The 24,658-nt window shown below is 67.5% G+C and carries 21 protein-coding genes; 14 read left to right on the top strand and 7 right to left on the bottom strand.

Annotated features, from left to right (window positions below):
* Positions 1-2: 2 nt before the first annotated feature.
* The 3 genes from AB0M14_RS16790 to AB0M14_RS16800 all read right to left on the bottom strand — a co-directional run bounded on the left by AB0M14_RS16790 (position 3) and on the right by AB0M14_RS16800 (position 4,452).
* Positions 3-1,412 carry a TIGR02678 family protein gene (locus AB0M14_RS16790; protein WP_364995849.1) on the bottom strand — a complete coding sequence of 470 codons (1,410 nt, stop codon included), beginning with the start codon at positions 1,410-1,412 and terminating at the stop codon, positions 3-5.
* On the bottom strand, positions 1,412-2,887 hold the full coding sequence (locus tag AB0M14_RS16795; protein WP_364995851.1) for a TIGR02677 family protein: 1,476 nt from the start codon (positions 2,885-2,887) through the stop codon (positions 1,412-1,414). The genes AB0M14_RS16790 and AB0M14_RS16795 overlap by 1 nt, the downstream gene beginning before the upstream one ends.
* A gap of 332 nt (positions 2,888-3,219) precedes the next feature.
* Positions 3,220-4,452 (bottom strand): XRE family transcriptional regulator, encoded by a 1,233-nt coding sequence (locus AB0M14_RS16800; RefSeq protein ID WP_364995159.1) that lies wholly within the window; start codon positions 4,450-4,452, stop codon positions 3,220-3,222.
* Positions 4,453-4,659: 207 nt separating this feature from the next.
* Here AB0M14_RS16800 and AB0M14_RS16805 point away from each other — a divergent pair, with 207 nt between their 5' ends.
* Entirely contained in the window at positions 4,660-4,992 is a 333-nt protein-coding gene (locus AB0M14_RS16805; protein ID WP_364995162.1) for a hypothetical protein, read from the top strand.
* A gap of 46 nt (positions 4,993-5,038) precedes the next feature.
* Here AB0M14_RS16805 and AB0M14_RS16810 read toward each other — a convergent pair whose 3' ends face one another.
* Positions 5,039-5,923 carry a PAC2 family protein gene (locus AB0M14_RS16810; protein WP_364995165.1) on the bottom strand — a complete coding sequence of 295 codons (885 nt, stop codon included), beginning with the start codon at positions 5,921-5,923 and terminating at the stop codon, positions 5,039-5,041.
* 153 nt (positions 5,924-6,076) lie between these two features.
* On the opposite strand from AB0M14_RS16810, the gene metH reads away from it, so the two are divergent.
* The 10 genes from metH (at position 6,077) to AB0M14_RS16860 (ending at position 18,824) form a co-directional block, all read left to right on the top strand.
* Positions 6,077-9,673: a methionine synthase gene (gene metH / locus AB0M14_RS16815; protein WP_364995167.1), complete on the top strand. Its 3,597-nt coding sequence runs from the start codon at positions 6,077-6,079 to the stop codon at positions 9,671-9,673.
* A 345-nt stretch (positions 9,674-10,018) separates the two neighbouring features.
* A complete protein-coding gene (locus tag AB0M14_RS16820) occupies positions 10,019-11,632 on the top strand; it encodes a serine/threonine-protein kinase (RefSeq protein ID WP_364995169.1) in 1,614 nt (537 codons plus the stop codon).
* 102 nt (positions 11,633-11,734) lie between these two features.
* Positions 11,735-12,415: an HAD family phosphatase gene (locus tag AB0M14_RS16825; RefSeq protein WP_364995171.1), complete on the top strand. Its 681-nt coding sequence runs from the start codon at positions 11,735-11,737 to the stop codon at positions 12,413-12,415.
* Between the two features lie 257 nt (positions 12,416-12,672).
* Positions 12,673-13,530 carry an arpA protein gene (locus AB0M14_RS16830; protein WP_364995173.1) on the top strand — a complete coding sequence of 286 codons (858 nt, stop codon included), beginning with the start codon at positions 12,673-12,675 and terminating at the stop codon, positions 13,528-13,530.
* A gap of 34 nt (positions 13,531-13,564) precedes the next feature.
* A complete protein-coding gene (locus AB0M14_RS16835; RefSeq protein WP_364995174.1) occupies positions 13,565-14,410 on the top strand; it encodes a class I SAM-dependent methyltransferase in 846 nt (281 codons plus the stop codon).
* Entirely contained in the window at positions 14,407-16,206 is a 1,800-nt protein-coding gene (locus AB0M14_RS16840) for a choline/carnitine O-acyltransferase (protein WP_364995177.1), read from the top strand. The genes AB0M14_RS16835 and AB0M14_RS16840 overlap by 4 nt, the downstream gene beginning before the upstream one ends.
* A 60-nt stretch (positions 16,207-16,266) precedes the next feature.
* The gene (locus AB0M14_RS16845) at positions 16,267-16,530 is read left to right on the top strand and encodes a phosphoribosyl-ATP diphosphatase (protein WP_194813789.1); all 264 of its coding nucleotides are present in this window, start codon (positions 16,267-16,269) and stop codon (positions 16,528-16,530) included.
* A 46-nt stretch (positions 16,531-16,576) separates the two neighbouring features.
* Positions 16,577-17,428 (top strand): ATP phosphoribosyltransferase, encoded by an 852-nt coding sequence (gene hisG / locus AB0M14_RS16850; protein WP_364995181.1) that lies wholly within the window; start codon positions 16,577-16,579, stop codon positions 17,426-17,428.
* A gap of 101 nt (positions 17,429-17,529) precedes the next feature.
* Positions 17,530-17,682 (top strand): hypothetical protein, encoded by a 153-nt coding sequence (locus AB0M14_RS16855; protein ID WP_364995184.1) that lies wholly within the window; start codon positions 17,530-17,532, stop codon positions 17,680-17,682.
* Entirely contained in the window at positions 17,682-18,824 is a 1,143-nt protein-coding gene (locus tag AB0M14_RS16860) for a putative sulfate exporter family transporter (RefSeq protein WP_364995187.1), read from the top strand. The genes AB0M14_RS16855 and AB0M14_RS16860 overlap by 1 nt, the downstream gene beginning before the upstream one ends.
* A 7-nt stretch (positions 18,825-18,831) precedes the next feature.
* On the opposite strand, the gene AB0M14_RS16865 is transcribed toward AB0M14_RS16860, so the two are convergent.
* Entirely contained in the window at positions 18,832-19,506 is a 675-nt protein-coding gene (locus tag AB0M14_RS16865; protein ID WP_364995190.1) for an alpha/beta hydrolase, read from the bottom strand.
* A 93-nt stretch (positions 19,507-19,599) separates the two neighbouring features.
* Positions 19,600-20,508 (bottom strand): RecB family exonuclease, encoded by a 909-nt coding sequence (locus AB0M14_RS16870; RefSeq protein ID WP_364995193.1) that lies wholly within the window; start codon positions 20,506-20,508, stop codon positions 19,600-19,602.
* Between the two features lie 71 nt (positions 20,509-20,579).
* Here AB0M14_RS16870 and AB0M14_RS16875 point away from each other — a divergent pair, with 71 nt between their 5' ends.
* Entirely contained in the window at positions 20,580-21,413 is an 834-nt protein-coding gene (locus tag AB0M14_RS16875; RefSeq protein ID WP_194813782.1) for a tRNA (adenine-N1)-methyltransferase, read from the top strand.
* Between the two features lie 12 nt (positions 21,414-21,425).
* On the opposite strand, the gene AB0M14_RS16880 is transcribed toward AB0M14_RS16875, so the two are convergent.
* Positions 21,426-21,902, bottom strand: coding sequence for a hypothetical protein (locus AB0M14_RS16880; protein ID WP_364995196.1), 477 nt, complete (start codon positions 21,900-21,902; stop codon positions 21,426-21,428).
* Positions 21,903-22,116: 214 nt separating this feature from the next.
* On the opposite strand from AB0M14_RS16880, the gene arc reads away from it, so the two are divergent.
* Positions 22,117-23,877, top strand: a complete 1,761-nt coding sequence (arc, locus tag AB0M14_RS16885; protein ID WP_364995199.1) for a proteasome ATPase — start codon at positions 22,117-22,119, stop codon at positions 23,875-23,877.
* A gap of 127 nt (positions 23,878-24,004) precedes the next feature.
* Positions 24,005-24,622, top strand: coding sequence for a hypothetical protein (locus tag AB0M14_RS16890; protein ID WP_364995202.1), 618 nt, complete (start codon positions 24,005-24,007; stop codon positions 24,620-24,622).
* The last annotated feature ends 36 nt before the right edge of the window (positions 24,623-24,658 follow it).

The following is a 24,658-nucleotide window of genomic DNA, read 5'->3' on the forward strand; positions in this document are numbered from 1 at the left end:
GGTCAAACCCCTTCCGTGGCAACGCTTGCGCCGGTCTCCGCGGCGGTGACGAACAACTCTTCGGCCCGCTTGGTGCGGACGGTGACGACCGCGCCCCGGTACCGGGCGAGGGCGGGCAGGATCAGCAGACCTTCCGGGCCCGCTGCGCCGGGCGCCACTTGGAGCAGGCGCAACCGTTCCAGCAGGGCCACCACCTCGGTGGTCAGGCCGGGAACGTCGGCCTGCCACTGGGCGGCGAAGGTGACGCCGTAGCGGTCGGCGAGCGCCTGCACAGTCTCGCTGACCCAGGCGTAGTCCAGGAACGGGTAGGTCGCGGGGTCCGGTGCGTCCTCCGGATCGTCCGGAATCTCGTCCTCGTCCAGCGAATCGGCGAACGGGAGATCGGCCAGCGGGGCGAAGACCGTGGACTCGGGGATCGCGTCGTCGAGTTGCGCGACCAGGCGCACCATCGGATCGGCGAGTGCGGGGCGGTGCGGCAGCGGGTTGTCGATGTCGAGCACCAGATCGGCGATCTCGCCGACCAGCAGCAGGGCGACCTGGGCGAGGGTGCCGGCGCCGGGGAACCGGACATCGGAGAGCCGGCCCGAAACATCGATCAGCGCAACGCCTTCCGCGCGGCGCTCGGCGCGCAGGCCGGTGAACAGTTCGACTTCGGCGACGATGCGTTCGTGCGCGAGGACCGCGCGTTCCCCGGGGGCGAGGTCCTCGGCGTAGACGACGGGGCGCTCGACCAGGCCGCGCCGCACCCGCCGGGCGACGTCGGCGCTCGCGGGTTGTCCGTTCGGGTGCGCTTCCTCGCCCAGCAGACCGGCGACGCTGTGCAGGTGTTGCAGCGCGCGCGGCGGCCGGAAGATCGCGAAGACGACCGGTCGATCGATGTCGTACAGGGCTTCTCCGACCGAGGGATCCGAGGCCCAGCCGCCTGCGTCACCGTCGGCGAGGGTGAGCGCGCCGCGGTGCGCGAGCCAGCCGACGGCGTCGACGAAAGCGTCGCGGTCCGCGGCGCGATCGGGGGAGAGATCGAGTCCATCGATCCGGCCGGTGTAGGCGGCGACCTGATCGGCCAGCTCCGACAACGTGATCTGATCGCCCGCGCGCCCGAGCGCGGCCAGCGCCAGCGATAGGTAGGCGTAGCGGCGGCGATCGAACAGGCGGTCGTTGACGGTCCTGGCGGGTTTGCCCGCGTCGAGTTGATCGAGGACGGGAAACAGTCGCGCGGTGGTCTCGGTGACTTCCAGGCGATAGCCGAACAGCTCGGCCAAGTCCTCGCGCAGCTCGGTGGCCCACCTGCGGATCAGGGGCAGTGCGATGCGATCCGGATAGGTCCGGGTCACCAGGTGATTGGCGAGGATCACCCGCGCTGCCCGCTGATAGTTGTCCAGCGCGAGCGAATCGATGCGGCGTGCGTGAATCATGCTCGGCCTCCCTTCGGGCGGGTTGCTCGGACGTCGAGCTTGCGGCCGTTGAGGTGCAGCAGGCCGCGGGCGGTGCGTATCACCGTCGATCCGGGGTGCGTCGAGACCGTGAGCGTGATGCCGTTGTCGGAGCCGGTGGTCCCGTCGACCCGGCCGCTCACCGGCACCCAGGCCGTGGAGGCGGCGTCGAGCAGTCGCAGCAAGACCTCGGTCTCCCGATCGTCCAGCTCGCGCTCGTAGATATCGGCGGCGGCAAGGGATTTCGCCGCTTTCGCGCGCGAACGCTGGGCGTCGAGCTGGGCCTCGCGCAGGCGGCGGATGCTGGCGTCGTTGCGCTGGATCCGGGCGGGCGCACCGGCCTGTGGTGGGCGTCCGGTTTCGGCGAGGGTGCGCGAGATCTCCAAAGGCGGTGCTTCCCACCAGGATCGAGTCGGCGGGATCAGATCCGCGTCGGGATGCTCCATCGACAGGTGCCGGGGGCGGCCCAAGCCGAAGACCGTGTCGAACAGCGCGTGCGCGCTGTCGGTGCTGGGCGCGGCGGTGAACCAGCCCGCGAGATGCCGCAGCGCCGATTCCCGGCTCACTCCGCCACGCCGGGTCTCGGTGACCCGCCGCAGCAGGGACAGGACCGCGGCGATCGCGCTCATCGTCGCTTCGCGCAGCCGGTCCGCTTCCGTCGAATCACCCGCTTCCGCCGGGACGAACCAGGTCCGCAAGCCCTGCCACCGGGCGCGCCAATCCGCCTGCCGCTCCTCCGGACTCAACAGCACCCGCTCGTCACATCCCGCGGCCCGCTCGATCAGCTCGTCGACACCGGTCTCCTCGATGTCGCCGATCGCGTTCGCCAGCCGCGGCGCGAACCGCGCCAAATCCATGCTGAAGTCCCGCATGTGCGCCAGCAGCGCGTCCTTGTGCACGAGAAACGCCTCGGGCGTGATCTCCGTGGTCCGCACCATATCGCCCAGCGACAGGTAGAAATGCGCGGCCCGCGCCGCCATATCGGTGAGCGCCGCGTCCAGCCGCCGCAACGTCCGATACACCCGCTCCGCGTCCCCGGCGTGGTTCGCCTCGGCCAGCGCGTTCAGATCCGCGAGCAACTCCGGCAGCACCAGCCGCGACAACGCCGCCTCATCCAGCCGCGCTGTCAGCACCCCCGCGACCGCCCGATACGCCTGAAACCCGGCCTGCGAGAACTGATACACGTAATGCCGGTTCCGATACTCCGCCAGCGTCGCCGCCCGCGTCCCGTCATACGACCGCTCCAGCACCCCCCACTGATGCAGCTGATCCAGCAACGGCCCGATCTCCGCCCCCGACAGCTCCGCGGCCGCCGCACTGTTGCGCCGAATCCACTCCGCCACATCATCGGCATGCAAGAGCACCACATACGCGGCCCGCGCACTGTCGAACGCCCGCAGCACCCACAGGTAATCAGCGCGCTTCTCCGCCGTAGCGAAGGAAAACAGCCGCAGCCGCTCGTCGCTGAGTTCGAAGTCGGCCCGCTGCGCTTCTTCGAGCACAGAGCCTTCGGCGGAGTCGGTCACCGGGAACAGGGTAGTAGCGGGTACGCCCCCTCCCGACGGAACAACCCCGCGTGTCCAATTTGCGGCGTGTTCGCCCACCCCCATTCCGTCGCGACACCACCCCTGGCCTGCCCCCGAACTGATACTCGATCCGCCAAGCCTGTGGCCTGAACTACATGTCCTGGCTAACTATTGGCACCCAGCCCGAGATGTGACACCGCCCGCCCTGCTGCCATCAAGCCCTGGATCGGCGGGGAAGTTCGCCGATTACTGGGTTTTGCTTATTCGGGGGAGAGGGATCTGAGTTGGTCGAGGTAGATGCGGGTGCGGGGGTCGCCGGGGAAGCGTTCGATGATTTCGCGGGCGGCTTCGCCGGCGATCCACATCAGGGAAGGCAATGATCTGCGTTTGCCGGAGAAGGCGCGCATGCCTTCGTCGACCGCGAGTTCGAGGTCGCGGTTGCGGACCGCTACGACAGCGAGGGTGAGGTGGGCTTCGGAGACGCGCATGGGGTTGCGGATGGTGCCGTCGGCGCGGGTGGAGTTGCGGATGACTTCGCGCGCATAGGATTCGGCGAGCTGGTCTTCGCCGGCGACGCGGCAGCAGTCCATGGCGTAGAAGTCGAACTTCTGGGGGTCGACGACGAAGTGGTTGTCGAGATTGATCGGGGGCTCGAGTCGCTCCAGGATCGCTCGGCCGGTGCCGAGAGCGCGCTCGACCTCGGCGCGATCGCCGATGCGCGCCCAGGCCTTGGCGCGCTGGGCGGCGAGCTGGACGCCGACGCCGAGGGAGCTGGACGAGGCCAGCGCACCGTCGGCAGCCTCGATGGCACCCCGGTAGTTACCTTGAGTCAGGGCGAACCAAGCGGCCATTTCGGCGCCCCAGCCGATGATTTCGGCATGGTCGGCTTCGGAGCCGAGCGAGCAGGCGGCGCGGCGGGTGGCCTCGGCGGAAGTGCGCCGGCCCAGGTCGTAGTCGACGCAGCCGACGAGCAGCGCGACCCACCCGGCGAGCACCAGGATCTCGCGGTGCTGGGCCAGTGTGAGCCGCCCGTCCAGCAGTGAGGTGATACGGCGCAACCAGGCGGTTCCCTCGCTGTGCAGGGAATGCGGGTCGGCATAGGGGTATTCGCAGCACAGCCGCTCGGCGGTGATCCGGATGGCGTCCAGCGTCGCGGCCGACACATCGGACATCCGTAGCCGCCCAATGAATTCCAGCGTGTCCATCCCGGTGGCGGAGAGCAGCTCATCGTCCCGGTTGGGCCGGGATTTGGGGAAGAACGCCGCGGTCACGGTGTCGAAGGCGGCGGCGATGATGGGGGCGTAGAAGTCGTCGGGGCGCGACTCGCCCGACTCCCAGCGCCGCCAATTGCGTAGCAACGTACTGTCCGTCGGCAAATTGTGGGACGACTTCGCGCGCATCACCCGGACCGCGTCGGCTTGAGACCACCCCCTGGCGTCGCGCTCGGAGCGCATCCGGACAGCCCAGACGGGTCGATCGTCTCCAGCGGCCACGCCCCAAGTATCGCACCAGTTAACGCTCAGCGGACCGAATAGGGCATAGAGATGTCACTGGGTTGACACCTGCATTTGCAACATGGCGTCCGACATCCTGGAGGAGGAGCGGCTACAGTTTGCCAACCCACTGCCCCACACCGCATTACCCCTTCGGGGGCCCATCCAAAACAATGCAACAGCGACCCATGACCAACGGAGGTTCGGGTGGAAGCGTTGATCTATGGATACTTGCGTGATGATCTGGCCGACGGCCACTGCGAGGAGCTCGAGGATGCGATGAGCATGCTCGCGCAGGCCGAAGGCCTTTGCTTCGCCGCGACTTTCCATGAATCGACTTCGGGTGACGGCACGGCGTTCGCCGAGCTGACGCAGGAACTCAAGCGCGCCGACGCGCACCACGTCGTAGTTCCCTCGCTCGATCACTTTGCCGGCCAGACGATTCCGCGCGACATTCTGATCGCGAAGCTGGCCCAGGACGCGGCGGCCCAGGTGTGGACCGTCGAGGATTTACAAGGACCACCCGGCACCCAAGACTGAGGTGCGGGGGGCGCGACCGTTCGCCGCGCCCCGGCTGCCCTGCCGATTACAGCCCGAAACTCCCGGGACCTCGCCTGCGCAGGTACTTTTCGAACTCGGCCGCGATGGCGTCGCCGTCGATCTTGGCGATGGCCTCGTTCATGTCGACCGCCGCGTCGCCGCGTTCCTCCAGCGAGCGCACGTATTCGCTGATCTCCTCGTCGCCGACGGTCATCTCGTTGACCGCGCCCTCCCAGTCCTCGGCCTGCTTGGGCAGTTCGCCGAGCGGGACCTCGATGTCGAGCACGTCCTCGACCCGGTGCAGCAGCGCGATGGTCGCCTTCGGATTCGGCGGCTGGGAGACGTAGTGCGGCACGGCCGCCCAGAAGGACACCGCGGGTACGCCGGCGCGCACGCACTGATCCTGCAACACTCCGGTAATACCGGTCGGTCCCTCGTAGCGGGTCTGCTCGAGGTTGAAGCGCTCGGCGGCTTCCTTGCTATAGGCCGACCCGGTGACCGGAACCGGACGGGTATGCGGGGTATCGGCCAGCAACGCGCCGAGGATGACCACCGTGTTCACATTCAGCTGTTCGATCATCGCGAGCAGCTCGCCACAGAAACTGCGCCAGCGCATGTTCGGCTCGATCCCGCGCAGCAGCACCACGTCGCGCTCGCTGCCGGGCGGCGAACACACCGACAGGCTGGTGGACGGCCACTGGATCTCCCTGGTCACGCCGTCGACCTGGCGCACCGTCGGGCGGTTCACCTGGTAGTCGTAGTAGTCCTCGGAATCGAGTTCCGCTAGCGGCTCGGCGTCCCAGATCAGTTCCAAATGCTCCACCGCGCCACTGGCCGCGTCACCCGCGTCGTTCCAGCCCTCGAAGGCGGCGACCAGCACGGGATCCCGCAGCGTCGGCAGTTCCGACTCGGGAGTTTCACTGGGGTTCACCCGTTCACCCTACGGTGTGGGCTCGGCATGCGCTGTCTCATATAGCAAGGACACGGCCGGGCACGCAGCGTGAGTGTGGTCTGGTTCACCCACCTCTCACCTGCAGTGGTGCGGTTGGTGGGTTGGTCGGACCTGCCCTTTACGCTTGTACCTATGTCTGCGCCCCGATCCGCTGCGTTCGATACCACGCTTCTCGACACGCTGTCCCGCCGTGTCGTCATCGGCGACGGTGCGATGGGCACCATGTTGCAGGCGGCGGACCTGACGCTGGACGATTTCCTAGGTCTGGAAGGCTGCAACGAGATCCTCAACGACACCCGGCCCGACGTGCTGCGCAGCATCCATCGCGCGTACTTCGAGGCGGGCGCGGACGCGGTCGAGACCAACACTTTCGGCTGCAACCTGCCGAACCTGGCCGACTACGACATCGCCGATCGGATCCGCGATCTGTCCGAGAAGGGCACGCGCCTCGCGCGTGAGGTCGCCGACGAGATGGGCCCGTCCGCGGACGGAACCCCTCGCTATGTGCTGGGCTCGATGGGCCCCGGCACCAAATTGCCCACCCTGGGCCACGCCCCCTACACGGTGCTGCGCGACGCCTACGTCGAATCCGCGCTCGGCATGCTCGACGGCGGCGCCGACGCCATCCTCGTCGAAACCTGCCAGGACCTGCTGCAGGTGAAGGCCGCGATCACCGGCAGCCGCCGCGCCATGGAACTGGCCGGCCGCCGGATCCCGATCATCACCCACGTCACGGTGGAGACCACCGGCACCATGCTGGTCGGTTCCGAAATCGGCGCGGCGCTGGCGGCTTTGGAACCGCTCGGCATCGACATGATCGGCCTGAACTGCGCCACCGGCCCGGACGAGATGAGCGAGCATCTGCGCCATCTGTCCAAGCACGCGCAGCTGCCGGTCTCGGTGATGCCGAACGCCGGTCTGCCGGTGCTGGGCCCCAACGGCGCGGAATACCCTTTGACGCCCGAGGAATTGGCGATCGCGCTGCGCGGCTTCGTCTCCGAATACGGCCTGGCCCTGGTCGGCGGCTGCTGTGGCACCACCCCGGAGCACATCCGTCAGGTCACCGAGGCGGTGCGCGAGGTCGAGAAGTCGCTGCCCGCCATCGCGGAGCGCCGCCGGCCCGAGCACGAGCCGAGCGTGTCGAGCATGTACACCGCGGTCCCGTTCGAGCAGGACGCCTCGATCCTGATGATCGGCGAGCGCACGAACGCCAACGGCTCCAAGGCTTTCCGCGAGGCCATGCTGGCCGAGGACTGGCAGAAGTGCCTGGACATCGCCAAGGATCAGACTCGCGACGGCGCGCACATGCTCGACCTCTGCGTCGACTACGTGGGCCGCGACGGCGTCAAGGATATGGAGGCGCTGGCGTCCCGCCTGGCCACCGCGTCCACCCTGCCGATCATGCTGGACTCCACCGAAACCCCGGTGCTGCAGGCCGGTTTGGAGCACCTGGGCGGCCGGTGCGCGGTGAACTCGGTGAACTACGAGGACGGTGACGGCCCGGAATCCCGCTTCCAGCAGACCATGGCCCTGGTCGCCGAGCACGGCGCCGCCGTGGTCGCGCTGACCATCGACGAGGAGGGCCAGGCCCGCACCGCGGAGACGAAGGTCGCGATCGCCGAGCGCCTGATCGCCGACATCACCGGCAACTGGGGCCTGCTGGAGAGCGACATCATCATCGACACGCTCACCTTCACCCTGGGCACCGGCCAGGAGGAGTCCCGCAAGGACGGCATCGAAACCATCGAGGCCATCCGGTTGCTGAAGCAAAAGCATCCGCAAGTGCAGACCACACTGGGTCTGTCGAACATCTCCTTCGGCTTGAATCCGGCCGCGCGGCAGGTGCTGAACTCGGTGTTCATGCACGAGTGCGTCGAAGCCGGCCTGGATTCCGCGATCGTGCACGCCTCCAAGATCCTGCCGATGGCGCGTATCCCCGAGGAACAGCGCCAGACCGCGCTGGATCTGGTCTACGACCGCCGCGGCGAGGATTACGACCCGCTGCAGAAGCTGATGTCGTTGTTCGAGGGCGTGTCCACGTCGTCGTCGAAGGCCTCGCGCCAAGAGGAGCTGGCGGCGCTGCCGCTGTTCGAACGGCTGGAGCGGCGCATCGTCGACGGTGAGAAGTCCGGGCTGGATACCGATCTCGACTCGGCCATGGCCGAGGTGCCGCCGTTGCAGATCATCAACGAGACGCTGCTCGCGGGCATGAAGACCGTCGGTGAGCTGTTCGGCTCCGGCCAGATGCAGCTGCCGTTCGTGTTGCAGTCCGCCGAGGTCATGAAGACCGCCGTCGCCTATCTGGAACCGCACATGGAGGCCACCGACGACAGCGGCAAGGGCCGCATCGTGCTGGCCACCGTCAAGGGCGATGTGCACGACATCGGCAAGAACCTGGTCGACATCATCCTGTCGAACAACGGCTACGAGGTCGTCAACCTGGGCATCAAGCAGCCGATCGCGACCATCCTCGACGCCGCCGTCGACAAGAAAGCCGACGTCATCGGCATGTCCGGGCTGCTGGTGAAGTCGACGGTGATCATGAAGGAGAACCTGCAGGAGCTCAACACCAAGGGTGTGGCCGAGCAGTTCCCGGTGCTGCTCGGGGGCGCGGCGCTGACCCGTGCCTATGTCGAGCACGACCTCACCGAGGTCTACCACGGCGATGTGCATTACGCCCGCGACGCCTTCGAGGGCTTGCGGCTGATGGACGAGATCATGACCGTCAAGCGCGGCGGCGGCATCGACCCGAACAGCCCGCAGGCCATCGCCGAACGCGAGAAGGCCGCCGAGCGCAAGGCCCGGCACGAGCGCTCGAAGCGGATCGCCGAGGAACGCAAGGCCAAGGAGGTGCCGGTCGTGGTGCCCGAGCGCTCCGACGTGGCCGCCGACCTGCCCGTTCCGGTGCCGCCGTTCTGGGGCACCCGGGTGGTGAAGGGCCTTGCGCTGCAGGAGTACTCGGGTCTGCTCGACGAGCGGGCGTTGTTCCTGGGCCAGTGGGGTCTGCGCGGCCAGCGCGGCGGTGAAGGACCCAGCTACGAGGAACTGGTGGAGACCGAGGGCCGCCCGCGGTTGCGGTCCTGGCTGGACCGGCTGGCCACCGAGAACGTGCTGCAGCACGCCGCGGTGGTCTACGGATACTTCCCGGCGGTGTCGGAGGGCGACGAGGTCATCGTGCTCACCGAGCCCAATCCGGAAGCGCCCGAACGCTATCGGTTCACCTTCCCGCGCCAGCAGCGGGACCGGTTCCTGTGCATCGCCGACTTCATCCGCTCCCGGGCCAAGGCCGAGGAAACCGGTCAGGTCGATGTGCTGCCGTTCCAGCTGGTCACCATGGGTCAGCCGATCGCCGACTTCGCCAACGAGCTGTTCGCCGCCGACAACTATCGCGACTACCTGGAGGTGCACGGCATCGGCGTGCAGCTCACCGAGGCGCTGGCCGAGTACTGGCATCGCCGGGTCCGCGAAGAGCTGACGCTGGAGGGTCATTCGGTCGCCGAATCCGATCCGGCCGACGTGCAGGACTACTTCAAGCTCGGTTATCGCGGCGCGCGCTACTCCTTCGGGTATGGCGCCTGCCCCGAGCTGGAGGATCGCGCCAAGCTGGTGGATCTGCTGGAGGCGGGCCGGATCGGTGTGGTGCTGTCGGAGGAGTTGCAGTTGCATCCGGAGCAGTCCACCGACGCGTTCGTGCTGCTGCATCCGGAGGCGAAGTACTTCAACGCCTGAGCAGTGATCGGACCGTGCGGGATGGTGTGATGGTCCTCACCGGTTGGGGTGTTGTCGGAGGTTACCCGGTACCGGCAGGCACGTGATTCGGCCCACGCGGCCGAAGTCGCGCGGCGAGTTGGTGGATGTCTGTCGGTTGGGTATGCCATTGTCGATGCAGTTGCAACTGCATCCGGGGCAGTCGGCGGATGCGTTCTGTCGGCGGCTGTTCGCAGGTCGCTCGACCAGGTCGGCCAGAACTGCTTACGGGTGCAAAGTACTTCGGCGCGTACGATTTTCGGAGATTCCGAACTCGGCCGCCGGGGTGCGATCGAGCTCGGTGTGAAAGCAGGAGGGTAACAACCCATGACGGCGGATCGGTTGATCGCTGGACGGTATCGGCTCACGGACCCGATCGGCACCGGCGCCATGGGTGTGGTGTGGCGTGCCACCGATGTCCGGCTGCGACGCACCGTGGCGGTGAAACAGTTGATCCTCGGCCCCGGGTTGTCCCGTTCGGCCGCACTGGAGGCCAAGCTGCGGGCCATGCGGGAGGGCCGGATCGCGGCCCGACTACACCACCCCAACGCCATCACCGTCTTCGATGTCGCCGAAGAGGACGGCCAGCCCTGGCTGGTCATGGAATACATGAACGCGCCCAGCCTGGCCGCGAAACTGTCCGGCCGGCAGACGCTTCCGCCCGAGGAGGTGGCCCGGATCGGCGCGCAAGCCGCGGCCGCGCTGTCCGCCGCGCACGAGGCGGGCATCATGCACCGCGATGTGAAACCGGCGAATCTCCTCGTCGCCGATGACGGCACGGTGAAGATCACCGACTTCGGCATCTCCCGCGCGGTCGGCGATGTCACGGTGACCGCCACCGGCTTTCTCGCGGGTACCCCCGCCTATCTCGCGCCGGAGGTGGCGCGCGGTGAGAACCCCGAACCGGCCTCGGACGTGTTCGCCCTGGGATCGACCCTGTACGCGGCCCTCGAGGGCAGCCCGCCGTTCGGTGAGGGCGACAATCCGCTGGCCGTGCTGCATTCGGTAGCTCGTGGCGAGATTCCGCCGCCCAAGCAGGCCGGCGAGCTGGGCCCGGTGCTGCTGCGCCTGCTCGCGCCCGGCATCGATGCCCGCCCGACCATGCGCGAAGCCCGCGAAGCGCTCGAAGCCGTTGCGGCGGGCCGGGTCCCGGCCCTGGCCGCGGTGCCGATCAGCACCAAGGTGATGCCCGCGCCCGGCGGTGACGCGACCACCGTGCTCGCCGCGCCGGGTCCCGACGCCGACGGGGCCACCGAATTCATCCCGGCGCCGGCGGCCCAAAACCCGACGCCGCCGCCACCCCCGGCCCGGTCCAGCGACACCTTGCGCGGGGGAGCGGGCGACGGCGGACCCAGCAAACAGACTCTCGCCCTGGTCGCCGTGGCCGCGGCGGCCGTGCTGCTGGCCGCGTTCCTGCTCTGGACCCGCAACAGCGGCGAGGAGTCGCCCCAGGTCGCCCAGCAGAGCACCACCGCCGAGCCCGCCGCGCCGTCGTCCTCGCTCGCGGGCGGCGCCCCCGTGCAGCGCGAACCGCAGAACCCGCCGTCGTCGACGACCACGCCACCGCCGTCGAGCAGCACCACGACGCCGCCGTCGAGCACCACCACCACGCCCCCGACGACGACCCCGGCCGGCCCGCCCACCCCGGAGAAGGTCGGGCAGTTCATCCAGGGCTACTACAGCATGCTGCCCGGCAACGTCGACGGTGCCTGGGCCCAGCTCGCCCCCGCTTACCAGGCCCAGACCGGTGGTTATGCGGCCTACTCCTCATGGTGGCGCACCATCCGCTCGGTGAGCGTCAGCAACGTCACACCCAGCGGCGACGGCGCCACCGCGACGATCAACTACGTGAAGGCCAACGGCCAGCGCGACAGCGAAACCCGCTGGTTCCGCGTCTCCTCCGACGGCGGCCGCCTGCTCATCACGGCGTCCAGCACCTGACCGCGGGGAGCCAGTAGCGGCCGACTGGACCTGTGGCCGGGTGCGCGTCGGCCGTTACCCTGGTGAACGACTTGGTGGAGAGGCCACCATGGAGTTCGAGGAGTGGCACCGAACGTGACAGCGCTGGCCGCGGTTCTCTGGGATATGGATGGCACGCTGCTCGACTCGGAGAAGCTGTGGGATATCGCGGTTCGGGAGCTGGGCCGCGAACTGGGCGGTGAGGTGACCGACGAGATCCGCCACGCGCTGGTCGGTTCCGCGGGCCCGGCGGCCATGCAGATCATCTACACCGGTCTGGGTCTCGACCCGTCACCCGCCGAGGACGCCGCCGCCCGAGCCTTCCTGGAAACCCGCGTAGCCGAACTGATGACCGGCCCGATCCCGTGGCGTCCCGGCGCGAAAGACGCCCTCGCCATGGTCCGCGAAGCGGGCCTGTCCAGCGCCCTGGTCACCAACACCAAACGCTCCCTGGCCGAATACGGCCTGGACACCCTGGGCCGCGACTTCTTCGACACCTCGGTCTGCGGCGACGAAGTCCCCCAGGGCAAACCCCACCCTGCCATCTACCTCCGCGCCGCAGAACTCCTCGGCGTCGACCCACAGCACTGTGTCGCCATCGAGGATTCCCCCACCGGCGCCCAGGCCGCCGCGGCCGCGGGCTGCGCCGTCCTGGTCGTTCCCTGTGAGATCCCGGTCCCCGCGGGCCCGGGGCGCGTCTTCCGCGACTCGCTGATCGGCCTCACCCACGCCGACCTCCAGCAGATCCGGCACGACATCCGCTGACGAGCTACTCGGTTGTGCGCGTGCGGATCGAGATTCCCCGCCCGCTACGAACCGGCGGGTACGATACACGAGAGTTGCTGTCCCGCAACGGAAGTGTGGCGGCGATCGCAGGCTGCTCGGCGCGCATTGGAGGTCGGCACAATGCGCTGTGAGAGGCGTTGTACTACAACATAACTCGTGCTCGGCTGAGATTGTGACGGTGCTCACGAGCGGGCCGAATCGGCGCGCGGAGGCGGCCGGTCCACCAAAATAGCAACATGGCAGCGACGGGCGACCTGGATGATTTCGTCGACACCGCGCGGTATCCGCTGGCCGATCGCGAGGGCCGGAGTGCGGTGGTGCGCCGGGCGCGCGCGGAACTGGCCGAGAGTGGCTGCACCGTGCTGGCGGGTTTCATCCGGCCGGAACTGATCGAGACGCTGCGGACCCAGGGGGCGGCGCTGGCGCCGCACGCCCACTATGCGGTCGAGCGCGTCAATGCCTACAACATTCCGTTGAATTCCGAACTGCCGCAGGATCATCCGGGGCGGATCGTGCTGGAACGCGGCAATGCTTTCGTGGCGCGGGACCGGATCCCGGCGGACGCGCTGATCCATCGCCTCTACACCGACGAGCGGTTCCAGCGGTTCCTCGCAGAGTGTTTCGGCCTCGCCGACCTCTACGAATTCGCTGATCCGCTGGCCGGGCTGTGCCTCAATGTGGTGGCGCCCGGCATGTCCCATCCCTGGCACTTCGACACCAACGAGTTCACCGTCAGCATGCTCACCCAGCCGGCGGACGCGGGCGGGGTCTTCGAGTACTGCCCGAATATTCGGACACCGCAGGCGGAGCATCTCGACGACGTCCGGAGCGTGCTCACCGGCTCCGGTGACCGCTACATCCACCGGCTGGACCTGCGGCCCGGTGATCTACAGCTGTTTCAAGGGCGATTCTCGCTACATCGAGTCTCGCCGGTATCCGGTGCCGTACAACGGCATTCGGCGATCTTCGCCTACACCGACCGGCCTGGCGTGATCGGAACCGTGGAACGAACCCGTCAACTGTTCGGCCGCGTGTTGCCGGACCATCTAGCCGCCCGGGCGCGCCTGGTCCGCGGCGACCAACTGCTCGACTGAGGGGCGTACGCGCCCGCTCGAGAGGAACACCACCGTGCCAGTGCCCTTGCATACGACCGGGAAAGCCTCCTTCGACGACATCTACCACCGCCCCGATCCGCGCGACTATTACACCCGCCTGGCCGACCTGGACTATCGCATCCCGGAACTGGCCAAACCCCACTTCCAGAAACAGATCCGGGAGTGCCGCGCCGCGACCGGCACGGACACCCTCACCGTGCTCGATATCGGCTGCTCCTACGGCGTCAACGCCGCGCTGCTGCGGCTGGACACCGGCATGCGCGGACTGGCCGAATACTACGGTGACGCAAGCGAATTCGAACGTGCCGACCTGATCGCGCGGGATCGTGCGCGGCTGGCCGCCGACGATCGGCTGCCGGGCGTCCGATTCCTCGGCATGGACGCGGCCCGTCCCGCGCTGGCGTACGCGCACGCCGCGGGCTTGCTGCACGACACAGTGCACGCCGATCTCGAAACCTCCGAGCCGACCGACGAGCAACGTCGTACGCTGGCTAGCGCCGATCTGGTGATTTCGACCGGATGCATCGGTTACGTGACGGAGAAAACCCTTGCCCGCATCGCGTCCGCACACCCGCACCGTCCCCCGTGGATGGCGCATTTCGTCCTGCGGATGTTCGATTTCACGCCGATCGCCGCCGCGCTGTCGGTCCTCGGTTATCGGACCGAGTGCGTCTCCGGAATGTTCGAGCAGCGCCGGTTCGCCTCACCCGACGAACAGGCACAGGTCCTGGACGTTTTGTCGGCCAAAGGCATCGATACCGCCGAATACGAGTCACAGGGCCGTCTTTACGCCAACCTCTACTTGTCGCGCCCAGAATTCCCCCGCAGCACCGCATCGAATACGAGGAATCAGAGTTGAGTGACCGAACCTTCGCAGCCGACGACCAGCTACCCCGGGTGCCGCTGCCGACACTCGAGGACAGTTGCGCCCGATTGTTGCAGTGGTGTGCCCCATTGCTCAGCCCCGGGGAATTCGCGACCACCGAGGCCGCGGTCGCCGATCTGCTGCGCCCGGAAGGTCCGGCCCGCACGCTGCACGCGGCCCTCGCGGAATACGACAACACTCCCGGTGTCGGCAGCTGGCTGGATTTGTTCTGGCCTTCCCGCTACCTCGGCCGGCGCGATCGAATCGCGTTGAACGCCAATTTCTTCTTCCTTTTCCGGGACGACACCACCTTGGCCGCGTCGACCGCCGCCGATCAGGTGGAGCGCGCGGCCGCGATCGTGTCGGCGGCCGTCGCCTACAAACTCGCGCTCGACGAGGAAGCGATCGAGCCCGCCACGCAGCGCGGTCAGCAACTGTCGATGTGGCAGCACAAATATCTGTTCTCCGAGACCAGAATCCCCGGTCCGGAGCAGGACAGCGTGCGGGTGCCCTACAGCGACGAATGGCCGGGCCCCTCGGATGCGCGCCACATCGTGGTGTTCTATCGCGGGAACGCGCTGCGCCTCGAGGTAATCGGACCGGACGGCGCGCCCTACTCCCTGGAAGATCTCGCCGATGCCCTCCGGACCGTGCTGAGCACCGTCACCGAAACCGGTGCCGCGGCCGGGCATCTCACCACCAAGGCCAGAGCCGAATGGGCCGCCAGTAGAACAGCTTTGCGTGCCGAACCGGCCAATGGCGCGGCCCTCGACACCATCGAAACCGCCCTGTTCTGCCTATGTCTCGAAGATTTCACGCCGCAGGACGACCTCCAGGCCTGCGATCAACTCCTGCACGGCGACAGCGGTAATCGCTGGTTCGACAAAGCGGTCTCGTTCATCGTCTTCGGCAATGGTCAGGCGGGCATCAACGTCGAACACTGCGGCTTGGACGGCACCACCATCCTGTCCTTCGTGGACACCCTGCTGGAAACCTCGGCGGCCGACCATGCCGCGCGTTCCGGCGCCCGATCGCAAGGCCGCCCGCCGCTCGCACCGATCGAATTCGTGCTGAACGAGGAATTGCGCGCCGATATCGCGGCCGCCGGGGCCGACTTCGCGGAATACGCGGCGGCGAACGCCACCACCACGGTCTCGTTCGAGAATTTCGGCACCACCCGGGCCAAACAACTCGGCATCTCCCCGGACGCGTTCGCGCAATTGAGCTACCAGCTCGCACACCGGCGCAGCAAGGGATTCACCGGCGCCACCTACGAGTCCATCGCCACCCGGCAATGGCGCAACGGCCGCACCGAGGCCATGCGGGTGGTGACCCCGGAGCTGGTGGCCTTCGTCGACGCGGTGCAGGACCCGGCGGCGAGCAAGGAAACCCGGGTCGCCGCCGCCCGGACCGCGGCCGCCGCGCACGTCGAACGAGCCAAGCAGTGCCAGGCGGGCGACGCCCCGGAGCAGCACCTCTGGGAATTGCAGTGGATCCAGCGTCGTCGCGGGGCCGAGCTGGGCGTCACCGAGCCGATCCCGCTCTACGACAGCCCGGGCTGGCTGATCATGCGCAACGACTACCTCAGCACCAGCTCCGCGCCGTCGGTCAATATCGAGTACTTCGGTTTCGGATCCACGAGTCCGACCTGTATCGGCATCGCCTACGTCCTGCTGCCGGACCGCTGGAACCTCTACCTGGCGACTCCGGAACCGGTCGCCGACCAGATGCACGCCTTTGCCGGTCACCTGCGCACGGCGGTCGCCGATCTGGCGGCGCTGCTGGCGTGATCGCGGTCCGCACGCGGGGTGAGCAACTCTCCCGCGTGCGGATCTGAAAGAATCTCTTCCGTGAAGAACTTCGAATCCCTGTTCGCCGAGCTGCAGGATCGTGCCGCCACCCGCCCCGCGGGCTCCGGCACCGTGGCCGCATTGGACGCCGGCGTGCATGCCCAGGGTAAGAAGGTGCTCGAGGAGGCCGGTGAGGTCTGGCTGGCCGCCGAGCACGAGAGCGACGAGTCGCTCGCCGAGGAGATCTCGCAGCTGCTCTACTGGGTGCAGGTGCTGATGGTGGGCCGCGGGTTGAAGCTCGAAGACGTGTACCGACATCTGTGATGTCCGCTCCGTCTTCCTGCTGAAACCCCTCTGAAAGGACCCCGCCATGCTGCGCGTCGCAGTTCCCAATAAAGGCGCTCTCTCCGAATCCGCCACCTCCATCCTGGCCGAGGCCGGCTACCGCAAGCGCACCGATTCGCGTGACCTGACCGTTCTCGACCCGGCCAACCAGGTGGAGTTCTTCTTCCTACGGCCCAAGGACATCGCCATCTACGTCGGGTCCGGCGAACTCGATCTCGGCATCACCGGCCGCGATCTCGCCCTGGATTCCGGCGCTCCGGTGCAAGAACGGCTGTCGCTGGGCTTCGGCCGCTCCACCTTCCGCTACGCCGCCCCCGCCGGGCGCGCGTGGACGGTCGCCGATCTCCAGGACAAGCGCATCGCCACCTCCTACCCGAACCTGGTGCTCGAGGACCTGAAGGCGCACGGCATCGAAGCCGAGGTGATCCGCCTCGACGGCGCGGTCGAGATCTCCATCCAGCTCGGTGTCGCCGACGCCATCGCCGACGTGGTCGGCTCCGGTCGCACCCTGCGCCAGCACAACCTGGTCGCGTTCGGGAACTCGCTGTGCGACTCCGAGGGGGTGCTGATCGAGCAGGTCGGCTCCGATCAGAACGAGCGGGCCCGGAATCAGCTCATCGCCCGCGTTCAGGGCGTGGTCTTCGGCCAGCAGTACATCATGCTGGATTACGACTGCCCGAAGGAACTGCTGGCGCGGGCCGTCGAGATCACCCCCGGCCTGGAGTCGCCGACGGTCTCGCCGCTGGCCGACGAGAACTGGGTCGCGATCCGCGCCATGGTGCCCCGCAAACAGGGCAACGAGGTCATGGACCAGCTCGCCGACCTGGGCGCCAAGGCCATCCTGGCCTTCGACATCCGCTCCTGCCGCGCGTTCTGACACGGCTATCGATGAATTCACGGTGAGCGCAACCGGTGTGCGCGGTTTTCGGACGTCATACGTTGTGTCCTCTCGATGAGGAACACAAGGAGTGACTTACCGTGTCGCAGACACCGCCCGCGGACAACGCGGGCCGCAGATTCGCTGTGAGTGAGGACTGGCTGGCGGCGATCGTCGGCCTGATCCTGATCGTGCTGGTTCTGGCCGGCGTGATCCCGGGCTGGCTGGTTTCGCCGGACTGGCTGGTGCGGTGATGACCGAGCAAGCCGCGGCGGAAACGCCGGTCAAGTCCGAAACCGCTGCGCTGCAAGCGATCGCGCGACCTACCAAGGGGGAGATCGCGGCGGGTGTGGCCGTAGTGCTCGCGCTGGGGCTGATTACCCGCTATCTCGACGCGCACGGGCCGGAGTGGGCGAAGGAGACTCCGTTCCAGCGGATCGCCAAGTCGGTCGAGTTCCCGGTGTATGCCATCGCGCTCGGCCTGCTCGGCAACGTCATCCTGACGAAACTGAATCTGCGGGAACGGCTTTCGGCGGGTTTCCGCACCGAGTTCTTCATCAAGACCGGTGTGGTGCTGCTCGGCGCGTCGATCAATCTGAAGATCCTGGTGACCGCGGCGGGACCGTCGATCCTGCAGGCGCTGCTGCTGATCACCGCGGTGTTCGGGTTCACCTGGTGGTTCGGCGGCGTGCTCGGCCTGGACGACAAGCTGCGTGCGCTGCTGTCCTCGGCGGTGTCGATCTGCGGTGTCAGCGCCGCGATCGCCGCCGCCGGGGCGGTGCAGGCCAAGCGGGAGCAGATCGCCTACGCGGCCTCCCTGGTGATCATCTTCGCGCTGCCCTCGATCTTCGTATTGCCCTGGCTGGCCGACACTCTCGGCCTCTCGGACGCGGTAGCGGGCGCCTGGATCGGCGGCAATATCGACACCACCGCCGCGGTCGCCGCCTCCGGCGCGCTCGCGGGCGAGGACGCGCTGAAGATCGCCACCATCGTCAAGACCACCCAGAACGCGCTGATCGGCATCGTGGCGATCGCATTGACCGCCTACTTCACCCTGCGGGTGGAGCGCAGCCCGGGCGCGACCCGCCCCTCGGCACGCCAGTTCTTCGAGCGCTTCCCGAAGTTCGTCCTCGGTTTCATCGCCGCCTCGGTAATCGGCACCCTCTTCTTACAGTCGGTGGACAAGAAGACCGGCACGGCGCACATCGCGATCGTCAACGACCTGCGCACGTCATTCCTGATCCTGGCCTTCGTCTCCATCGGCCTGGAGTTCTCCTTCCGCGGCTTACGCGAAGCAGGCTGGCGCCCCATCGCCGTCTTCGGCTCGGCGGTAGTCGTGAACCTCCTTGTCGGCCTAGGCCTCTCGGTGCTCCTCTTCCGCGACTTCACCATCTAGCCCGGCCCTAGGCGAACTCTTTGAGCATCTGGGTGAGCGCGGTGGGGTCCTGCACCATGGGCAGGTGTCCGGTAGGGAGTTCACGCTGGAATTCGGCACCGAGCTCGGCGGCGTACTTGCGCTGCAACGCGGCCGGAAACTCGCGATCGGCGGTGGCCACCACATACCCGGTGCGAGTGGGGAAGCGGCGCGGCGAGACACGGTCGCGGTAGAGACGCTGCGATTCCGGGTCGAAATCGCTGACGACGCGCGCGGTCTCGGCCTCGCCGAGTCCGCTCGCCAGCGAGCGAATCGCCTGCTCCGGCGGACGAGTTCCCGCAACCCGCATGGCGAGACTCACGATATGCCGCTGCGGGAATGGCAGCGCACCGAGAAATGACGTGCCTGCCGCGGGAATGGACGCCGCGATGCCGAACAGCCCCTCGACCCGATCGGGCGCGATCGCCGCGATCTCGCTCGCCACCACCCCACCGATCGAATGGGCGACGAGGGTGAACGCCGTGCCCGGAGCCTGCTCCAACGCGGCCTCGGCATACTCCCGCAGGCTCGCGTCGCTCGACTCGGGATAGCTCGCGACCACCGACTCCACACTCAAACCGGCACGCACCTCGTCCCAGATCCAAGCGGGCAGTCCGGCCCCGCTGAGAAACAGGATGGGGGAGCCGGGCGGGGTCGTGCTCATCGATAACTCCTCGGATTGTCGTGTGTGACACCAACTCGCGTGCGGCACCGAGCATTCCACGCCCGCATTCCGCGACGACGTGGACTTCGGACTTCACTCGGCGACGGCGTCGGCCAGAGTCTCCTCCGGTGACTCCGGGCCGTCGGCGGGCCAGCCTGGATACGGCGGCGGCGTACCGCCGAAGGCGGGGCACAGTGGCTTGTAGTCGCAGTAGCCGCACAGCCAGCTGGTGGTGGGTTGGAACTCACCGGTGCGGCCGGCCTCCAGGATTGCTTCCCATAGTGCGCCCAGGGTGCGTTCGAAGCGGAGCAGTTCCTCTTCGTCCGGTGCGTAGGTGAGAATCTGCTCGTCGGCGAGGTAGATCAGCCGCAGTTGGGCGGGCAGAATCCCGCGGGTGCGCAGCACCACCAGGGCGTAGAACTTCAGCTGGAACAGCGCTTTGGTTTCCTGCGCCAGGCCCGGAGCGCGGCCGGTTTTGTAATCGACCACCCGCAGTTCGCCGGTCGGCGCGACATCGATGCGGTCGACGAACCCGCGCAGCAGCACGCCGTTCCCGAGTTCCACCTCGACTCGGGCTTCCCTCGATTCCGGCTCGAAACGCGTCGGATCCTCTAGTCGGTAGTAGCTGTCGAGCAGCGTGCGTACTTCGGTGAGGAAGGGCTCCAGCCCGTCGGGAGCCACCAGCTCGGCCACCTCCGGTTGTCCCTGCTGGACCCGGGCCCAGGCCGGCTCGACGAGCTCGGCCGCGCGCTCGGGTCTGCGCTCGGCGGCGGGCAGCCCGTAGAGGTCCTCGAGCACCGCGTGCACCACTGTTCCGCGCACCGCGCCACGCGAGGGCGCTTCCGGGATTCGGTCGATCGCGCGCAGCCGGTATTTCAACGGGCACTGTTTGAAATCGATTGCCCGCGAGGGCGACAGCGCCGGCCTGCGCCGCTCGGAACCGCGCTCCGGCCCGGCCTCGGGGGTGAGATCGGCAGGGGGCTTGCACGCGGGCACTGACATACCTGGCAGGCTATCCGGCGGCACTGACATAAAGACAAGAAGCACCGCCATCGAATTCTGAACGGAGATACATGACGGCCAGACGGACCGGGCCTTTCACCATCGGTGACCGGGTACAGCTGACCGATGCCAAGGGGCGCCTTTACACGGTCGTCTTGGAGGAGGGCAAGGAGTTCCACACCCATCGCGGCGGCATCAAGCACGACAAGCTGATCGGCGCCGACGAGGGCACTGTGGTCACCTCCACCAACGGCACCCCGTATCTGGCGCTGCGTCCGCTGCTGGTCGACTACGTGCTCTCCATGCCCCGCGGTGCGGCCGTCATCTACCCGAAAGACGCCGCCCAGATCGTGCACGAGGGCGATATGTTCCCCGGCGCGCGCGTCCTGGAGGCCGGTGCGGGTTCCGGCGCGCTGACTTGCTCGCTGTTGCGCGCGGTCGGCCCGCAGGGCGAGGTCATCTCCTACGAGATCCGCGACGACCACGCCGAGCACGCCATCCGCAATGTCGAGACCTTCTTCGGCGAACGCCCGGCTAACTGGTCGTTGACCGTCGCGGACGTCGCGAATTACGACGGCGAACCGGTCGATCGCGTCGTGCTGGACATGCTCGCGCCCTGGGACGCGCTGCCCGCGGTGTCCAAGGCGCTGGTGCCCGGCGGTGTGCTGGTCGTCTATGTGGCGACCGTCACGCAGCTGTCCAAGGTCGTCGAGGCGCTGCGCGAACAGGAGTGCTGGACCGAGCCGCGCTCCTGGGAGTCGATGGTCCGCGGCTGGCACGTGGTCGGCCTCGCGGTGCGGCCCGAGCATCGAATGCAGGGCCACACCGCGTTCCTGGTGAGCGCGCGCCGCTTGGCCGAGGGCACCGTGACCCCGAAACCGCAACGGCGCCCCTCGAAAGGCTGAGACCGGGAACGACTAGGGGGCGCAGGGCGCGATGAACGCCAGCATGCTGCAGGCGCTCGCGTCCGACAGCTTCCACTTGCCGTCGACGTGTTCCCAGGTCATCGGCATCGCCGGGGCGGAGCCGTGCGGGGAGGTGGTGACCACCTGCGCGGTCGCCTTGGTGCCCTCGACCTTCACGTCGCTGACCGCGAAGGTCAGCGTGCCGTAGCCGGCCAGCGCCTGGTTCAAAGCTTCAATGTTGGCCTGGCGCTTGGCGCCGTCGACCACGATCGCGGTCTTGTCGGCGGTCGGCTTGGCCGGATCGGCCAGCAGCACCAGCGTCGCCTGCAGGTCAGCGGCCGAAGGCGCGGCGGCCGCCGAGTGATCGCCGTGACCGGCGGCACTTGTTGTGGCGGCGGCACTGGTGCCGGTGGCCGGGTCGGACTTATCGTCGGAACCACAACCGGTTACACCGGCCGTAACGGCCAGCGCCACCGCGGCGCTAGCCATAGACAGACGGATTTTCCTTGCGGGAAGGAGCATTGAGTCAGCAACCTTTCGGCTCGATCGGCGAGCGCGCTCGCCAGGTTCGGGTTAGGGCAGGCTAACATGGACAGACGCTGGTCGATCGCAGCCCAGATGTGATCACGACGAAACCGTGTTGGAAGGCGAGAACCGTTCACGCCCGGTAGCGTTGATAGACCGGGACTGGGAGGAGCAGCACATGAGCCCCATCGAGAATTCGGATTCGGCGGCCTGGAGAGAGCTCGAGGCGGTACGCGCCGAAGCAGCTGCACTCCGAAGGCAACTCGCCGATTCACCCGATCGCGCACGGGAATTGGAAGCCCGTATCGATTCGCTGACCATTCGCAACACCAAGTTGATGGACACCCTCAAGGAAGCGCGGCAGCAACTCGTCGCGTTGCGTGAGGAAGTCGATCGGCTCGGTCAGCCACCGAGCGGATACGGCGTGCTGATCGGCGTATACGAGGATCAGACGGTCGACGTATTCACGTCCGGGCGCAAGATGCGGTTGACCTGTTCACCGAACATCGACACCGCGACCCTGGAATACGGGCAGACCGTCCGCCTCAACGAGGCGCTCACGGTCGTGGAGGCGGGCGTCTACGACGCGGTCGGCGAAATCGGAAGTCTGCGAGAGATTCTCGACGACGGCCGGCGCGCCCTCGTGGTCGGCCACGCCGACGAGGAGCGGGTGGTGTGGCTGGCCGGCCCGCTGTCCAAGCTCGCCGAGATGGACGATCTGGAAGATCCCGATCGCCCGATTCGCAAACTGCGGCCGGGAGATTCGCTGCTGGTCGACACGAAGGCGGGCTTCGCCTTCGAGCGCATTCCCAAGGCCGAGGTCGAGGATCTCGTGCTCGAGGAAGTGCCGGATGTCGACTACAACGACATCGGCGGCCTGGGTCGCCAGATCGAGCAGATCCGCGACGCGGTGGAGCTGCCGTTCCTGCACAAGGACCTGTTCCGCGAGTACGCGCTGCGCCCGCCCAAGGGCGTGCTGCTCTACGGTCCGCCCGGCTGCGGTAAGACGCTGATCGCCAAGGCCGTCGCCAACTCGCTGGCCAAGAAGATCGCCGAAGCCCGCGGTGAGGATGCCAAGGAGGCCAAGTCCTTCTTCCTCAACATCAAGGGTCCCGAGCTGCTGAACAAGTTCGTCGGCGAGACCGAGCGCCACATCCGGATCATCTTCCAGCGGGCCCGGGAGAAGGCCTCGGAAGGCACTCCGGTGATCGTGTTCTTCGACGAGATGGACTCGATCTTCCGCACCCGTGGTTCGGGCGTCTCCTCCGATGTGGAGACGACCGTTGTGCCGCAGCTGCTTTCGGAGATCGACGGCGTCGAGGGCCTGGAGAACGTCATCGTCATCGGCGCCTCCAACCGCGAGGACATGATCGACCCCGCGATCCTGCGCCCCGGTCGTCTCGATGTGAAGATCAAGATCGAGCGTCCGGACGCGGAGTCGGCCGGCGACATCTTCTCCAAGTACCTGATCGACAATCTGCCGCTGCACGCCGACGATCTCGCCGAATTCGGCGGGGACAAGGCGGCCTGCCTGCACGCGATGATCGACCGGGTCGTGGAACGGATGTACGCCGAGAGCGAGGACAACCGCTTCCTGGAGGTCACCTACGCCAATGGTGACAAGGAAGTCCTGTACTTCAAGGACTTCAACTCCGGCGCCATGATCCAGAACATCGTGGACCGGGCCAAGAAGTACGCCATCAAGGCCGTCCTCGACAGCGGCACCCCGGGCTTGCGCATCCAGCATCTCTTCGATTCCATCGTGGACGAGTTCGCCGAGAACGAGGACTTGCCCAACACCACGAATCCCGATGACTGGGCCCGCATCTCGGGTAAGAAGGGCGAGCGGATCGTCTACATCCGCACCCTGGTCACCGGCAAGAACGCCAGTGCCAGCCGCGCTATCGACACCGAGTCCAACACAGGTCAGTACCTGTAGAGGTCAACAGCCGAAAGGGCCGCGTTTCCCACCGGGAGCGCGGCCCTTCCGGTATTCGGGTGTTGCGTGTTTCGGCTGAAAACAGACATACCGGGTAGCGTCTTGCGCTGAAACCAGAGGAGATCGAATGACTTACCCGCAGCCCGAGCCCTATCCGGGCGCTGAACCGTATCCGGGCGGTTCGTACGACCCGTACAGCCAGTCCCCGGCGAAGCCGCCGGTGCCCTCGACTGTGCAGAACGCCTTCTACGTGATGCTCGCCGGCGCGGTTCTCACCGTGCTCAGCACGCTGCTGGTCTTCCTGGAGCTGGACACCATCCGGGACGAGGTGCGCAACGCGGACCCCGACGGCGTCTTCACCGAGCAGCAGCTCGATGGGCTGGTCACCTTCGCGATCGGGTTCGCGGTAGCCATCAACTTGGTCTCGGCCGGCCTGTGGGTCTGGATGGCCTTCGCCAACCGCGCGGGCAAGAACTGGGCCAGGATCACCGCGAGCGTCTTCTTCGGCCTCAATGCCCTCTTCTCGCTGATCAACCTGGTGGGCGCGGGTGTGGCGGGTTCCGGCGCCGGAGTGTCCGGCCTGATCTCCACCGTGGTCCTCCTGCTCATCGGCGCGGCCGCGATGTTCCTGTTGTGGCACAAGGACTCCGCACCGTACTTCAAGCCGGCGCCGCCCGCCGGGTACGGCCCGCCGCCCGGGCCTGGCGGCCCGCCGCCGGGTTACGCGCCGCCGCCCGGCGTGTGAAAACTCCGAAGGGCCGCGTCTTCCACGGAAGACGCG

The organism is Nocardia sp. NPDC051832 (genome assembly GCF_040681285.1).
In the GTDB taxonomy this organism is placed as follows: Bacteria; Actinomycetota; Actinomycetes; order Mycobacteriales; family Mycobacteriaceae; genus Nocardia.